The organism is Bradyrhizobium sp. USDA 4369 (assembly GCF_054056435.1).
Map to the genome: position 1 here is coordinate 6704712 of NZ_JBSRYH010000001.1, position 14188 is coordinate 6718899.

The window sequence follows — 14188 nt, forward strand, 5'->3', positions numbered from 1 at the left end:
TGCGCCTTAAATTGACTTGGCCGGGGCCGCTGTCCTGACGTTCCACAAATTGAGCGTGCGCTGGGCCTCTTCGGCGGTCAGGGCACGGTATTTGATCTTGAGCTTGGCGAGTTCGTCAGGCTCCGTCGCGCCGGAGACGAAGCGGCTGTCGAGAATGGCTACCACCGTGTCCCAGCTCAGTCCCGCCGCCTTGCAGGGAACGAGAATGCCATCGCTGCGTAGGCTCTGCATCAGCGGCCGCACCAGATCGATGCTGCATTTTGCGAGCTCCGCAATCGCCGCTGTCGTCTCGACGTAGCGGCGCTGCTTGGCGAAATCGAGCAGCATGGTCTCGTTCAGCCTGCCGGTCTGCCGCAGCTGCCCGAACGCCGCTTTGGCGCTGCCGAAATCGCGTTGTCGCGCCATGTCCCGCTCAGCGCCGGCGGCGGCGGCCGCAATCGCGCTTCGGATCTCCTCATAGAGATGCGGCGGCGCCGACGCGAGAAGGCGTGCTTTGACCGCCTCGGTCGCGCTCTGCAGCAGCGTCCTGCGCAATCCCGCCGGCAGATCGGCGCGTATGCCGGTGGCGATCGCGAGCTCCGGATCGTTGATCGCCTGGGAGAGGATGATGGAAAAGCCAGCCGCGGAGATCCGCGCGCCCGGGTTCTTCATCAGCTTGCGGCTCACGCTGGGAAAACGCCGCCCCAGCAGGGCATCAGTGACGACTTCCTGCAGCCACCAGCGGCCGGCGATCGCGATCAGATGCTGTTCGCTGCGGGTGTTCGCGATCTCGATGAGATCGGCGTTGCTCAACCGCGGCGACTCCGCGAGCACCGGCTCCGCAACAGCAATATCCTCATGACGGGCGAGCCGCCGGATCACCGCGACGGGCGCCTGAGGCACCGGGGCGAGCTGCGCGCTGAGCTCGGCGAGCGCGATCCGTGCGCTGACATCGGCGAGCGCACGCAGCTCGATCGTGTTGACGAGGCGCTCGAACACGTCCGCGAACAGCGCATGCTGCTCGATATCCATGTTGCCAGCCGAGGCGATGAACAGGGACGCAACTCGCTCGGCCACCACGGAGCAGCGTTCGGCTGAGCCGGTGGCAATCGCCGCCTGCACTTCATCGGCGATGGTGAGATGAGGTTTCGACATCGCTCGTCCTGAGCGCTTTCCATTTCAGATTGCCCCGCACGGTAGAGGCAGTCGCTAAATGTTTGGTAAAGTTTGAACTAAGCTGGGTCGAGCTGCCTGCGGTATGTCATGCTTCCCCGCTCGATCGGGCCTGTCTTGCGTTGTGCCCCCCGGCTCGACATCCTCCCGCCTTGACACCGGTGACAATTTGCCTGTATGGCCCGCCGCATGATCTTCAACCGGACCAGCCGCCGCGCCGCCATTTGCCGCCGTCACCGCCGTGACGAGGCCGGGGCGCGCCATGTCCGAAGACGTTGCTGATCAGCTCGCGCATCAGCTTCCGTTTTTCGAGAAGGCCGCTCCCGCAAGGAGCGGCCTTCTCGCTTTTGGCCGCCGTTTCCCCCTGAGCATAGGAGATTGAACATGCTGACCGCCTCTCATCCGTTCGACGCTCTGATGGAGATCACGGCCCGTCCGCGTACCGTCTTCGTCCAGGGCAAAGGCTCCTGGCTGTGGGACGATACCGGCAAGCGCTATCTGGATTTCATCCAGGGCTGGGCGGTGAACGCGCTGGGCCATGCGCCGTCCGAGCTGGCCAAGGCGCTTGCCGACCAGGCGGCGCGGCTGATCACGCCGAGCCCGGCCTATTTCAACGAGACCAGCCTGAAACTGGCCAAGGCTCTGGTCGACCGCTCCGGCTTCGATCAGGTCTTCTTCACCAATTCGGGCGCGGAGGCCAATGAGGGCGCGATCAAGCTGGCGCGTAAATATGGCGCGATGCGCAAGAACGGCGCGCATGAGATCATCACCTTCGAAGGCGGTTTTCACGGCCGCACGCTGGCGACGATGTCTGCATCCGGCAAGAAGGCGTTCGAACCGCTGTTCGAGCCGAAGGTCCCGGGCTTTGCCAAGGCGCGTCTGAACGACATCGCCTCGGTCGCGGCGCTGATGTCTGACAAGACCGTCGCGATCATGCTGGAGCCGATCCAGGGCGAAGCCGGCGTATGGCCTGCGACGACCGGATTCCTGCAGCAATTGCGCGCCCTGACCACGCAGCATGGCCTGCTGCTGATCGTCGACGAGATCCAGACCGGCATGGGCCGGACCGGCAAACTCTTCGGCTATGAGCATGCCGATATCGTTCCGGACATCATGACGCTCGGCAAGGGCATCGGCGGCGGCGTCCCGTTGGCGGCGCTGCTGGCCACCCACGATGCTTCCTGCTTCGCGCATGGCGACCAGGGCGGCACCTTCAACGGCAATCCGCTGATGTGCGCCGCCGGGCTTGCCGTGCTCGACGTGATCGAGAAGCCGTCATTTCTGAAGGCCGTCTCCGATAGCGGGATCTATCTCGAAAGCGAGCTGCAGCGGCTCTCGGCCCGGCACGGGCTTGGCGAGGTGCGCGGCCGCGGCCTGCTGCTCGCGCTCGATGTCGTCAGGCCGATCGCGCCGTCGATCGTCGCGGAGGCTTTCGCGCTCGGCCTGCTCTTGAACGCGCCGCGCGCCGACACGCTGCGCTTTATGCCGGCCCTGAACGTCACGCGGGACGAGATCGCCGCCATGATCGAGACCCTGGACGGCATTCTGACCCAGCTCGGCGCCGCACGCTGCGTCGCGTAGTCGGATCGAGGTCGAGCGCGGTCTCCCCCGTCCGACGGTGGAGACTGTGTCTCGCTTGCCCATAGAAGAGGCAGATTCGCAGGATCAGTGACCGGCAGCGGTTGACCTAAATCAAAGACAGCGTCGCTGCAGAACAACGATCCTGCTTGCGCCAAACACCTGCGATCCGATGACATACGTTATATTCTTACGGATATAGCGTTGTACGGGATGTGATCAGCTCGGAGGAAGAGGCTTGCCGGGACCAAGCTGATGATCATTCCGCCGACAACGAGGTCGGCACGACAGAAGGAGATGCAAGAATGGCGAGAGACAATCTGGCTCGGGTACTGCCCGTCGAAGCTCCAACGAGCCACGTCGCCGCCGCTGCCGCGACCGAAGAGGTGCTGATCCACGTCCGCTTCTTCCCGAACTCGGACATCAATTCGATTGGCGAGAAGCCCGCCAGCCTCACCGCCAGCCAATGGTATGAGCGGCTGCTCGACATGGCGCGTCCGCATTATCAGACCTTTGCCGGCGGCCGCGGCTTCTTCCGCATTCCCCGCCCCTGCTTCGAGGCGATCCTCAAGGACGTCGCTGGCTGACATCGGCTCTGTCCGGATGAGGCAGCGAGCGTCCTCTCTGCCTCGTCCTCTCGACCGCGGCGCGCCGGGTGCGCCGCGGTCGATTGGATCTGTTCTGGCCATGGGAGAATGGCGGTGGCGCGATCGATCTTCGGAGAACTGCAACAGACCTTCCGCACGCTGCTGGCCAGCCGCCCCGGATCGGGCGCCGCCGTCGAGACATTGACCGAGCAGGCGTTCAACCTGTTCGAGGCCAATATCGGCGTCCAGTCGGCCCATCTGCCTGTGCTGGCTTGCGACAAAGGATGCCCGTCCTGCTGCGCGCTGCGCGTCACGGCCACCGCGCCGGAGATCTTTCTGCTGGCGCGCTACATCAGGCAGATCGATCAGCGGGTGCAGAGGACGGCCCTCGGCCTCCTGTCCCGACGCGTGCAACTCGCCAACCGTACCACCCGGGGCTTGGACGAGGTCGAGCGGATGAAGCTGCGCGAACCCTGCCCCTTCGTGGTGCGCGGCGCCTGCATCATCCACCCCGCCCGCCCGCTGGCCTGCCGCGGCCACGCGTCGTTCGACCGACGCGCCTGCAACCAGGCCATGGCCGGACGCGACGTGGATGTCCCGGTGTCGGCACCTCATATCGCCCTGCGCGGATTGATCCAGGATGCGCTGCGGTCAGCCCTCGCGGAGGCCGGCCTTGTTGCCGATCTTTATGAATTGAACCAGGGCCTTGCACTGGCCCTCAACGACCCCGCGCGCGAGCGCGCTTGGCGCGATGGCAAGGACAGCCTCGCCCCGCCCGGATCGAACAGCCGCCGGCCGGCCAGGCCAATGCCATGCTCTGGAGCCGTGCCGCCGACGGCGCGGCGATGGCCGGCGACGAGAGCTAGCGAGGTCGTCACGGCTTGAGGATCGAGGCTCCGGTCGTGGCGCGGCTTTCCAGATCGGCATGCGCCTTGGCCGCATCCTTCAGCGCATAAGCGTGATTGATCGGAACGTGCAGCTTGCCGCTGATGACCGCCGCGAACAGCGTGTCCGCGCCTTCCAGCAATTCCGAGCGCTTTCCGACATAGTCGTTGAGCTTCGGACGGGTCGCGAACAACGAACCGTGGCTGTTGAGCTCCGCGATCGAAAACGGCGGCACCGGTCCGGAGGCGTTGCCGAAACTGACGAACAGGCCGCGCGGCTTCAGGCAGGACAGCGAGCCGGGGAAGGTCGACTTGCCGACGCCGTCATACACCACGTCGCACAATTCGCCGCGGCTGATCTGCTTGACCCGGGCGACGAAGTCCTCCTCGTTGTAGAGGATGACGTGATCGCAGCCATTGGCGAGCGCCAGGTCGGCCTTGGCCCTGGAGCCGACGGTCCCGATGACATGCGCGCCGAGTGCCCGCGCCCATTGGCAGGCCAACAGGCCGATCCCTCCGGCCGCCGCATGGATCAGCACGCGATGATGCGGCTCGACCTTGAATGTCTTGTGCAGCAGATACCACACCGTCAAACCCTTGAGCATCAGCACCGCGCCCTGCTCATAGGTGATGTGGTCGGGCAGCTTGACCAGGCGCTGCCAGGCGATGTTGCGCTCGGTGGCGTAGCCGCCGAGATTTTCGTAATAGGCGACGCGATCGCCGGGATGGAAATGCGTCACGCCCGGCCCGACGGCGATCACCTCGCCGGCCGCCTCATTGCCGGCGATGAAGGGCAGGCCCGGCGCCTTGTACAGTCCAGTGCGGTAATAGACGTCGATGAAGTTCAATCCGATCGCATGCTGGCGGATGCGGACCTCGCCCGGACCGGGGGCGGCGAGATCGACCGGCTCATAGACCAGCGCCTCGGGGCCTCCCACCTTGTGCACGCGCACCGCCTTCGCCATCCCGCGATCCCCCCTTCAGGCCCGCTGGGCCGGCTTCGAGAGCCGGACCAGCCCGTTCGACAATTACCTGATTCTCATCGGACATCCGGGCTCGTCGAAAGAGCCTGACCGCAGCCGGTGCTCGAGGCGCAGCCGCAGGCCAAAAGCCAAGGCGATCACGCGGTCCTTGTCAACTCAGCCCTTGCGCTTCCTGCGGTTGCGCGAGGCCATCACGTTGAAGGCCTCGACCGCGAGCGCGAAGACGATGGCGAAATAGATGTAGCCGCGCGGAATGTGGAACTCGAAGCCGTCGGCGACCAGCGCGACGCCGATAAGGACCAGGAAGGCGAGCGCCAGCATCTTGGTGGTCGGATAGTTCGCCACGAAACGGGCGACCGGTCCCGAGGAGACGTACATGATGATGACGGCGATGATGACCGCGGCGATCATGATCTCGAGATCCTGGGCCATGCCGATCGCGGTGATGATCGAGTCCAGCGAGAACACCAGATCGATCACGATGATCTGCAGGATCACCCAGAAGAACTGGTTGGTGCCCCCGGTCTGCGGCCCCTCCTCCTCGCGCGCCTCGACCTCGGCATGGATCTCATGCGTCGCCTTGGCGATCAGGAACAGGCCGCCGCCGATCAGGATGATGTCGCGCCAGGAGAAGCCGAGACCGCCGATCGAGAACACCGGCTGGGTGAGGCCGATCAGCCAGACCAGCACGCTGAGCAGCAGGATGCGGAAGATCAGCGCCAGCGCCAGCCCGATCTGCCGGGCGCGCGTCGCCTGCGGTTGCGGGATGCGCGAGGTGATCACCGACAGGAAGATCACGTTGTCGATGCCGAGAACGATTTCAAGCGCCGTCAGCGTCAGCAGCGCGGCCCAGGCTTCGGGGCTGGTCAGGAGGTCGATCATGCTTTCAAGGATCTCAACAGACGGATCGCGGAGTCGCTCGCCACGATGTAAAGCCCGATCGCGCACAGCAGTGCCGTCACGATCGGGCTCACGGTGAAATTCTCCGCCAGCACATCGATCACCAGGACGGCCCAGAGCGCGATGAGCGGTAATGTCAGCCAGCGCAACCGCGCGACGCGCACGGGATGGATGACGTGAAACGGCACGAAGGTCAGCGCGATCAGGATCGCCAGACCGAGCGTGCCGAGCAGCGGCGGCGGATGCAGCAGGAACAAATAGAACGCGGCGATATTCCACAGCCCGGGGAAGCCGCGAAAATGATTGTCGGCGCTCTTCATGCGGCGGTCTGCGAAATACAGCGCGCCGGTCACCGCGATGGCGACCCCGATCACGGGCGCGGCCAGCGGCAGCAGCATGCCGCTGGCGGTGATCGCATAGGCCGGCACGAACACATAGGTCGTGAAGTCCACCACGAGATCGAGCACGTCGCCCGACCAGTCCGGCTGGACATGGGCGACGTCGAGCCAGCGCGCCAGCGGCCCGTCGATGCCGTCGATGATCAGCGCCACGCCGAGCCACCAGAACATCGCCGTCCAATGCTCGCGAACGGCTTGCAACATCGCGAGCAGCGCCACGCCGGCGCCGAGTGCGGTGAACACATGCACCGAGAACGCGGCAGCGCGGTGCGCCGGCGTGACTGATACTGCGCCCTCGGGTCTGACCTGATCCATGCAGGCCCACTGCTACCAGGAATCGGAGCCGATTGCATATCGCCGATTGCGACCATGCGCCGCGCAGTGCCCTTGAAAAAGGCCGGCGGGAACGTCAATTGTTCCACCATGACCAACACAAATGCCAGCTTCGATGTCATCGTCGTCGGCGGCGGCCCTGCGGGACTCGCGGCCGCCATCGCCCTGTCGCAAACCGGGGCGCGCACGGCGCTCGTGGCCCGTCAGGCCCCCTATGCGGACAATCGCACCACGGCGCTGCTCGGCGGCTCGGTCGACTTCCTCGACGAGCTCGGCGTCTGGCCGCTGTGCCGCGATCGCGCCGCGGGCCTCAAGGCGATGCGGCTCGTCGATGATACCGGCCGCCTGATCCGCGCGCCTGAAGTGCGCTTCGTTGCCAGCGAGATCGGTCTGGACGTGTTCGGCTACAACATCGCCAATGCCGTGCTGGTCGAGGCGCTGGAGCGGCGGGCGGCTGACATCGACCAGCTGACGCGGATCGCGGAGGACGCCGAGAGCGTGCGTTGTGACGCCGATGCCGTCACAGTCACCACGAGCTCTGGACGCAGCCTGAGGGCGCAGCTGGTGGTCGGGGCCGACGGACGGCATTCGCTGTGCCGCGAGGCGGCCGGCATCGGCGTGAGCCGGAGGACGCTGCAACAGGCGGCGCTGACCTTCAACATTACCCATGCGCGTCCGCACCACGAGGTCTCGACGGAATTCCATACGCCGCAGGGCCCCTGCGTGTTCGTGCCCCTGCCCGGCGACCGCTGCAGCGTCGTCTGGGTCGCGGCGCCGAAGGAGGCGGAGCGGCTTTACGCTCTCGACGACGACGCTTTGTCCGCGGCCGCCGAGCGGCAATCGCATTCGATCTTTGGTCGCGTTCATGTCGAGCCCGGCCGCCATCTGTTTCCGCTCGCGATCGAGCGGCCGCAGCGCTACGCCCAGAACCGCGTCGCCTTGATCGGCGAGGCCGCCCATGTGGTGCCGCCGATCGGCGCGCAGGGATTGAATCTCGGACTGCGCGACGGCATCGATCTCGCGTCTGTCGTGAGCAAGGCGAAAGCAGCCGGCGAGGATCTCGGCGCGCCCCAAGTGATCGCCCGCTATGGCGCGGCGCGCCGCGCCGACATCCTGAGCCGTACCTTCGTCATCGACGTCGCCAACCGCTCGCTGCTCAGCGATCTCGTACCGATGCAGTCGCTGCGCGCAGTCGGCATGCATCTGATCGGCGGCTTCGGTCCGCTGCGGCGTCTGGCGATGCGCGAGGGACTCGCGCCGTCCTGGCGCAACGCGCGCAAGGCGGGCTGAGCGCCGGTCTTAGGGAAATACTAGTTAGGGAAACACCAGCCGGCCGCTCTGGATCAGCCACATCACGCTGGTCAGCGTGATCACCGAGGCGAAGGTGCCGATCAGCACTGCGGACGAGGCCGGCTCGATCCAGTTGTCATGCTGGCGCGCGATCACGAAGACATTCAGCGCCGGCGGCAGCGCCGCCATCAGCACCGCCGTGGCCGCCCAGGGCTGCGCGAACGGCCCGAACTGCAGCATCAGTCCGAACGACAGCAGCGGGTGGACCACGAGCTTCACGATGGTGAGGACCGGCACCTCCCAGGGCAGCCGCTCGAACGGCCGCAGGGCCACGGTCACGCCCAGCGCAAACAGCGCCGTGGGCGCCGCGGCGTTCTGCAGGAACTGCAGGATCCGGTCGAACACCGTCGGCGGATAGACCTTCAGCGACGCCGCCAGGATGCCGGCCGCAGTGGCCATGATCAGCGGGTTCTGCACAATCTGGCGCAGCACCGTGCGCAGCGCATGCGCCACCGAGGCATGATCGCGCTCAGTCAGTTCCACCAGCAGCGGCACGATCGAGAACAGGAAGATGCTGTCGCAGCAGAAGATCAGCGCCGTCGGCGCTGCGGCCTTGGCCCCGAGCACCGACAGCGCCAGTCCCGGGCCCATGTAACCGATGTTTCCATAGCCGCCGGCGAGCCCCGCCATGGTCGCCTCGCGCAGCGAAAGCCGGCCGATCAGCTTGCCGAGCAGCAGCGCCAGGCTGAAAGTGAGCATGGTGGCGAGCGTCGTTGCAACCAGGAATGGTGGGTTGCTCAGCTCCGCAAACGGCGTGCGCGCGATAAGGTTGAACATCAAGGCCGGCAGCGACACGTAGAGCAGGAAGAAGTTCATCCAGGCCAGCCCGGATTCGGGCAGCTTCTTCCATTTACCGCAGGCGAACCCTATGAAAACGACGCCAAAATAGGGCAAGGCCAGATTGAGAATGTCGAACATGGCGCTCGGAAGGTGACCCGTTGCGGGCCAGGGATGCGGGAGCGGCGGCTGCCCGCCGAATCGGCGGCGGTCTAGATTAAATCCGCCTTCCGGGCACTAGCATCAGCCTCAATCCTGGTCTATTCGACAAGAATGATCAAAGCGCGAACCGCCAAATTTCAGATCGGTCAGATCGTCCGGCACCGGGTGTTCTCGTTCCGCGGCGTGATCTTTGACATCGATCCGGAGTTCAACAACACCGAGGAATGGTGGCTGTCGATCCCCGAGGAGGTCCGCCCGCACAAGGATCAGCCCTTCTACCATTTGCTGGCGGAGAACGCTGAGTCCGAATACGTCGCCTATGTCTCCGAGCAGAACCTGGTTCCGGACGATTCGGGCGAGCCGATCCGGCACTCCCAGGTTGCCGAGATCTTCATCAAGGACAAGTCCGGCGGCTACCGTCCACGCAACCCTCTGTTGAACTGAGCTGCACGAGGCGGCACGGCGCTCGAAGCATTTCAGCAGCCTCTCTCAGAGCCCGCTCCCGCCGAACGATCCGGACAAGAACGATCCAAACAAAAAAGGCGCTCCCTCGGAGCGCCTTTTGTGTGTTTGTCGGTATGTCGTCGGCCAGGCCGACGTTACTGTTTCGCCTGCGGCTGGGCGCCCTGGGTCTGCTCCAGCTTCTTGCGCTGCTCCTCGGCGCGCTTCTGCAGCTCTTCCTGCAGCTTTTGCTGGGTCTTCTCGAACTCCTTCGGGTCGGTCGGCGGACCGTCATAGGCCTTGGCGAAGCTGCTATTGCCCTCCTGCAGCGGCAGCGGCAGCGTCAGCGCGGTGCCGTTCGAGTTGATTGCCTGCACGTACAGGGTCTGGCCCTTCTTCAAGCTGTTCACGAAATCCGGCGTCGCCTCGTAGTCGGACATGCAGCCGTTCTGGAAGCAGATGACATATTTGCCATCGATCGGGTTGCCGGTGTCGACCGCGATGCGGGTGCCCGGCTGCAGCTGCATGCCGAGCGGCAGGGTCACGCGCAGGATCTTGCGCGGCTCGCCCTCGGGCTCGATGATCACGGCTGCAACCACCGGCTGACCGGACTCGATGCGGCCGTCCTTGCCGATGAAGCAGACCTGCTTGGCGTTGGCGTCCTGCCCCTTCAGGCAGAACTTGGTCCAGGGCGCGTAGATCAGCTGCGGCATCTCCTGCTGGGCCTGCTGCGGCTGGCCGCCGGCGGGAGGCGTGGCAGGGGCCTGCGCGGCCGGAGCGGGACCCTTTGGAGCGGCAGCGGGAGCCTTCGCCTTGGGCGCAGCAGGCGCCGGAGCCTGCGCTTGCGCAGCCGAAGCGAAGGGAACAGCCAGCGCGGTGACCGCCAGCAGGGCGATGAGCCGCCCACGCGGCCCAACCGACGAGGCCAAGTCACGGAAATTCATTGCGGAAAACCCTTTCTGAACGGCAGCGCCCGAGACCGCCAAAGGCGCCACACCAAGCCGTTGAAGCGGCTGTCTCCTCAGGAAATGAGGCGGTTAAGTGACAGGCGTTACCGCCCAGCTTAATCGCCCGCTTTCATAACGCGGTATGCGGAAAGATCAATGCCGCGAGACCACGACGTCGCTGCGGTCTAGCGCTTACGGGCCTGTGTTAAAAGCCTGTTGTGCCCCATTTCGAATCAGATGCTTGTGCCCTGTTCCTAAGGTTGCAGCGCCTTTCCCGCATGGCGCTGCGCCGCTGTGCCATGATCATCGCGCTGTCGCTGTCCGTCCACGGCTTCGCCGCAACAGCCTCGGAAAGTTCGGCGATCGCGATGCACGGCGCTCCGGCTTTGCCGGCCGACTTCCAGCACTTGCCCTATGTGAATCCGCAAGCGCCCAAGGGCGGGCGGCTGGTTTGGGGCCTGCTTGGCACCTTCGACAGCCTTAATCCCTTCATCGTGCGCGGCGTTGCGGTGCAGCAAATCCGCACCCATGTGTTCGAGAGCCTGCTGACCCGCGGCAATGACGAGCCGTTCACCCTTTATGGACTGCTCGCGCGAACCGTCGAGACCGACGACGAGCGCACCTATGTCACCTTCCACCTGGATCCGCGCGCCCGTTTTTCCGACGAGCAGCCCGTGCTGGCCGACGACGTGTCATTCTCCTGGAACCTGCTGCGTGAGCATGGCCGGCCGAACCACCAGCAGTTCTACGGCAAGGTGGTCAAGGTCGAGGTGCTCGATCCGCTCACGATCCGGTTCGATTTCGGCGGCGTCGCCGATCGCGAACTGCCGCTGATCCTCGGCCTGATGCCGATCCTGCCGAAGCACGCCACCCATATCGCGACCTTCGAGGACACGTCGATGGCGGCGCCGGTCGGTTCCGGCCCCTACCGTGTCACCGCGGTCCGGCCGGGCGCGAGCGTCACCCTGACCCGCAATCCGGATTATTGGGGCCGCGACCTGCCGATCAATCGGGGATTGTGGAACTTCGACGAGATCCGGCTGGACTATTATCGCGAGGCCAATGGGCAGTTCGAAGCCTTCAAACGCGGGCTCTACGATGTCCGCATCGAGAACGAGCCGCTGCGCTGGCACGACGGCTATGATTTCCCGGCGACCCGTAACGGCGAAATCATCCGCGACAGTGTCACCTCCGGCATGCCGCAACCCTCGCAGTTCCTGGTGTTCAACACGCGCCGGCCGGTGTTCGCCGACATCAAGGTGCGGCGCGCATTGACCCTCCTGTTCGATTTCGAATGGATCAACCGCAACTACTTCTTCGGCCTCTACCGTCGGAGCGGCGGCTATTTCGCTGGCTCCGAGCTCTCCGCCTATGGACGCGCCGCGGACGCCACGGAGCGCGAGTTGTTGAAGCCGTTCGCGGCCCGGATACCGCCCGAGATCATGGACGGCAGCTACCGCCTGCCGATCACGGACGGTTCGGGCCGCGATCGCACTGCGCTCAAGGCGGCGCTCGATCTCCTGGAAGAGGCCGGCTACGGCTTCGACGGCACGGTGCTGCGGCACCGGACGACCCGGCAGCCGCTCGCATTCGAGATCCTTGTCACCACAAGGGACCAGGAACGTATCGCGCTGGCCTATGCCGGCAGTCTCAAGCGTGCCGGCATCAACGCGGCGATCAGGGTTGTCGACCCCGTGCAATTCGACCAGCGCAGGCTCAGCTTCGCATTCGACATGATCCAGAACAGGTGGGATCAATCGCTGTCGCCGGGCAACGAGCAGGCGTTCTACTGGGGCAGCGAGGCGGCCGACCGGACCGGAACCCGGAACTACATGGGCGCCAAGGACCCGGCCATCGACGCCATGATCGCAGCGCTGTTGCGGGCTCGCGACAGGCCGGAATTTATCTCGACGGTCCGCGCATTGGACCGTACCCTGATGGCCGGCTTCTACGCTATTCCAGTGCTCAACGCCGCCGAGGAATGGATTGCGCGGTGGAATCGGATAGAACGACCAGACAGGACAGCCTTGACGGGAGCGCTCCCGGAAAGCTGGTGGCAGCGGCCGGAGCCGGCAACCAAATGATCAACCGGGGCAGTTGGTCGACGCCGGATCCGGGAAAGCACGGGGCAGCAGGTGAATCAGGCCAATACGTCGCCGACGCTTGACGCGTTGTTTCAACGCATTCTGGCGCGCAAGCCGGACGCGATTGCGTTGGTCGATCCGATCAACAAGCAGCGGGTCACCGGGCGGGCGCCGATGCGCCTGACCTATGCGGAGGCTGACCGCGTGATCTCGGCGCTGGCGGCGCATTTCATCGATGCCGGCCTGCCGCCGCATTCGGTCATTGCGGTGCAGCTGCCGAATACCATCGAGTTCGTGCTGACGGTGCTGGCGGCGCATCGCGCCGGCCTCGTGGTCGCGGTGTTTCCGCTGCTCTGGCGGCAGGCCGAGCTGGTCGCCGCCTTGAACCGCACCAGCGCGCGGGCGATCGTGACGATGTCCAAGGTCGATGGCGTGATCCATGCCGACCTCGCGATGCATGCCGCGGCGGAGGCGTTCTCGATCCGGCACGTCTGCGGCTTCGGCAATGATTTGCCCGAGGGCATGTTCTCGCTCGACCAATCGATTGCCAAGCCGTCGCGGTCGACGCGCGGCGTGATGCCGGACGGTCGCAAGGCCGCGATCGTGTCGTTCGATGTCACCGCCGACGGCTTCCGCGCCGTGCCGCGCAGCCATCTGAGCCTGATCGCCGGCGGGCTGGCCATCTCCTTGGAGAGCGATCTGCCCCAAGGCGTGAACATGATGTCGGCCTTCCTGCCGTCGTCCTTCGCCGGTCTCGCCGCCTCGGTGGTCACCTGGCTGCTGTCGGGCGGCAGCCTGGCCCTGCATCATCCGTTCGACTCCGAGGCGCTCGAGCAGCAGCTCGCCGAACTCGCTTGCGACACGCTGATCGCGCCGGCGCAGCTCGTGCTGCGCCTCGACAGCAGCGACCTCGCGGGCCGCCTGCCCAACCTGCGCTATGTGCTCGGCCTGTGGCGGGCGCCGGAACAGGTCGCCTCGAGCCCGGCCTGGAAGACGCGCGAGATCGAGTTCTCGGACGTCTATCTGTTCGGCGAGGCCGGATTGTTCGCGGTGCGCCGCACCGCCGCCGACGGCAATCCCGGTCCCGTCAAACCGGGCCGCCAGGGTGCCCCGCGCGAGCAGCCGGGCTCATCGATCGCCGGCGAGATCCTCGTCACGCCGAAGGGCACGCTGGGACTGCGCGGACCGATGGTCGTGGTGGCCGCCTATGCGCCAGCGCCACCGCCGAGCGATTCACTGATGCCGGCACCGCCGCGCGACTATGTCGATACCGAATATGCCGTCAGGCTCGACCGCGCCCATGACACCATCTCGATCACCGCGCCTCCCGCCGGCGTCATGGCCGTGGGCGGCTACCGCTTTCTCGCCCAGGACCTGCACGAATGGTCGCGCCGGCTCGGCCAGGGCGCGCTGCTGACGGCTTTGCCTGATCGGCTCAGCGGTCACCGGCTCGCCGGACGCGCGATGGACAATGCGCGTGCCCGCGACGCGCTGGCCGAACTCGGACTCAATCCACTGATGGTCGAGGCGTTTCGCGACCGTGCAAATCAGTCCGGCTGACACAGCCATTGCTGCTCTGCGAGGCGCTGAGGGGCGCTGCATCGAGGCGGCA

General features: G+C 65.6%; 13 protein-coding genes. 7 read left to right on the top strand and 6 right to left on the bottom strand.

Annotated elements, in window-relative coordinates; all coding sequences use genetic code 11:
• Positions 1-6 precede the first annotated feature (6 nt).
• Positions 7-1134, bottom strand: coding sequence for a DUF2336 domain-containing protein (locus ACVIJ6_RS30415; RefSeq protein WP_456775726.1), 1128 nt, complete (start codon positions 1132-1134; stop codon positions 7-9).
• Between the two features lie 402 nt (positions 1135-1536).
• On the opposite strand from ACVIJ6_RS30415, the gene ACVIJ6_RS30420 reads away from it, so the two are divergent.
• The 3 genes from ACVIJ6_RS30420 to ACVIJ6_RS30430 all read left to right on the top strand — a co-directional run bounded on the left by ACVIJ6_RS30420 (position 1537) and on the right by ACVIJ6_RS30430 (position 4202).
• Positions 1537-2733 (top strand): acetylornithine transaminase, encoded by a 1197-nt coding sequence (locus ACVIJ6_RS30420; protein WP_456775727.1) that lies wholly within the window; start codon positions 1537-1539, stop codon positions 2731-2733.
• Between the two features lie 302 nt (positions 2734-3035).
• Entirely contained in the window at positions 3036-3317 is a 282-nt protein-coding gene (locus tag ACVIJ6_RS30425) for a hypothetical protein (RefSeq protein WP_456775728.1), read from the top strand.
• A gap of 108 nt (positions 3318-3425) precedes the next feature.
• Entirely contained in the window at positions 3426-4202 is a 777-nt protein-coding gene (locus tag ACVIJ6_RS30430) for a hypothetical protein (protein ID WP_456775729.1), read from the top strand.
• Here ACVIJ6_RS30430 and ACVIJ6_RS30435 read toward each other — a convergent pair.
• The 3 genes from ACVIJ6_RS30435 to pcsA all read right to left on the bottom strand — a co-directional run bounded on the left by ACVIJ6_RS30435 (position 4192) and on the right by pcsA (position 6797).
• On the bottom strand, positions 4192-5166 hold the full coding sequence (locus ACVIJ6_RS30435; RefSeq protein ID WP_041750766.1) for a quinone oxidoreductase family protein: 975 nt from the start codon (positions 5164-5166) through the stop codon (positions 4192-4194). The genes ACVIJ6_RS30430 and ACVIJ6_RS30435 overlap by 11 nt on opposite strands.
• A 174-nt stretch (positions 5167-5340) precedes the next feature.
• Positions 5341-6066: a TerC family protein gene (locus ACVIJ6_RS30440; protein WP_456775730.1), complete on the bottom strand. Its 726-nt coding sequence runs from the start codon at positions 6064-6066 to the stop codon at positions 5341-5343.
• Positions 6063-6797, bottom strand: a complete 735-nt coding sequence (pcsA, locus tag ACVIJ6_RS30445) for a phosphatidylcholine synthase (protein WP_456775731.1) — start codon at positions 6795-6797, stop codon at positions 6063-6065. Before pcsA ends, ACVIJ6_RS30440 begins: the two co-directional genes overlap by 4 nt.
• Positions 6798-6905: 108 nt before the next feature.
• Between pcsA and ACVIJ6_RS30450 the strand changes: the two genes are divergently transcribed.
• A complete protein-coding gene (locus ACVIJ6_RS30450) occupies positions 6906-8105 on the top strand; it encodes a UbiH/UbiF family hydroxylase (protein ID WP_456775732.1) in 1200 nt (399 codons plus the stop codon).
• A gap of 24 nt (positions 8106-8129) precedes the next feature.
• On the opposite strand, the gene ACVIJ6_RS30455 is transcribed toward ACVIJ6_RS30450, so the two are convergent.
• Complete coding sequence (locus ACVIJ6_RS30455) at positions 8130-9083, bottom strand: AEC family transporter (RefSeq protein ID WP_456775733.1); 954 nt, start codon at positions 9081-9083, stop codon at positions 8130-8132.
• A gap of 132 nt (positions 9084-9215) precedes the next feature.
• Between ACVIJ6_RS30455 and hspQ the strand changes: the two genes are divergently transcribed.
• Positions 9216-9548: a heat shock protein HspQ gene (gene hspQ / locus ACVIJ6_RS30460; protein WP_012044213.1), complete on the top strand. Its 333-nt coding sequence runs from the start codon at positions 9216-9218 to the stop codon at positions 9546-9548.
• A gap of 155 nt (positions 9549-9703) precedes the next feature.
• Here hspQ and ACVIJ6_RS30465 read toward each other — a convergent pair whose 3' ends face one another.
• Positions 9704-10489 carry an invasion associated locus B family protein gene (locus tag ACVIJ6_RS30465; RefSeq protein WP_456775734.1) on the bottom strand — a complete coding sequence of 262 codons (786 nt, stop codon included), beginning with the start codon at positions 10487-10489 and terminating at the stop codon, positions 9704-9706.
• A 281-nt stretch (positions 10490-10770) separates the two neighbouring features.
• Between ACVIJ6_RS30465 and ACVIJ6_RS30470 the strand changes: the two genes are divergently transcribed.
• A complete protein-coding gene (locus ACVIJ6_RS30470) occupies positions 10771-12576 on the top strand; it encodes an extracellular solute-binding protein (protein ID WP_456775735.1) in 1806 nt (601 codons plus the stop codon).
• Positions 12577-12627: 51 nt separating this feature from the next.
• The gene (locus ACVIJ6_RS30475; protein ID WP_456775736.1) at positions 12628-14136 is read left to right on the top strand and encodes an AMP-binding protein; all 1509 of its coding nucleotides are present in this window, start codon (positions 12628-12630) and stop codon (positions 14134-14136) included.
• Positions 14137-14188 lie beyond the last annotated feature (52 nt).

Bases quoted from the DNA above. Each gene is read 5' to 3' on its own strand.
- ACVIJ6_RS30430 (WP_456775729.1), top strand. From the start codon at position 3,426: ATGGCGGTGGCGCGATCGATCTTCGGAGAACTGCAACAGACCTTCCGC.
- ACVIJ6_RS30455 (WP_456775733.1), bottom strand. From the start codon at position 9,083: ATGTTCGACATTCTCAATCTGGCCTTGCCCTATTTTGGCGTCGTTTTC.
- ACVIJ6_RS30420 (WP_456775727.1), top strand. From the start codon at position 1,537: ATGCTGACCGCCTCTCATCCGTTCGACGCTCTGATGGAGATCACGGCC.
- pcsA (WP_456775731.1), bottom strand. From the start codon at position 6,797: ATGGATCAGGTCAGACCCGAGGGCGCAGTATCAGTCACGCCGGCGCAC.
- ACVIJ6_RS30425 (WP_456775728.1), top strand. From the start codon at position 3,036: ATGGCGAGAGACAATCTGGCTCGGGTACTGCCCGTCGAAGCTCCAACG.
- ACVIJ6_RS30470 (WP_456775735.1), top strand. From the start codon at position 10,771: ATGGCGCTGCGCCGCTGTGCCATGATCATCGCGCTGTCGCTGTCCGTC.
- ACVIJ6_RS30440 (WP_456775730.1), bottom strand. From the start codon at position 6,066: ATGATCGACCTCCTGACCAGCCCCGAAGCCTGGGCCGCGCTGCTGACG.
- ACVIJ6_RS30435 (WP_041750766.1), bottom strand. From the start codon at position 5,166: ATGGCGAAGGCGGTGCGCGTGCACAAGGTGGGAGGCCCCGAGGCGCTG.
- ACVIJ6_RS30415 (WP_456775726.1), bottom strand. From the start codon at position 1,134: ATGTCGAAACCTCATCTCACCATCGCCGATGAAGTGCAGGCGGCGATT.
- ACVIJ6_RS30450 (WP_456775732.1), top strand. From the start codon at position 6,906: ATGACCAACACAAATGCCAGCTTCGATGTCATCGTCGTCGGCGGCGGC.
- hspQ (WP_012044213.1), top strand. From the start codon at position 9,216: ATGATCAAAGCGCGAACCGCCAAATTTCAGATCGGTCAGATCGTCCGG.
- ACVIJ6_RS30465 (WP_456775734.1), bottom strand. From the start codon at position 10,489: ATGAATTTCCGTGACTTGGCCTCGTCGGTTGGGCCGCGTGGGCGGCTC.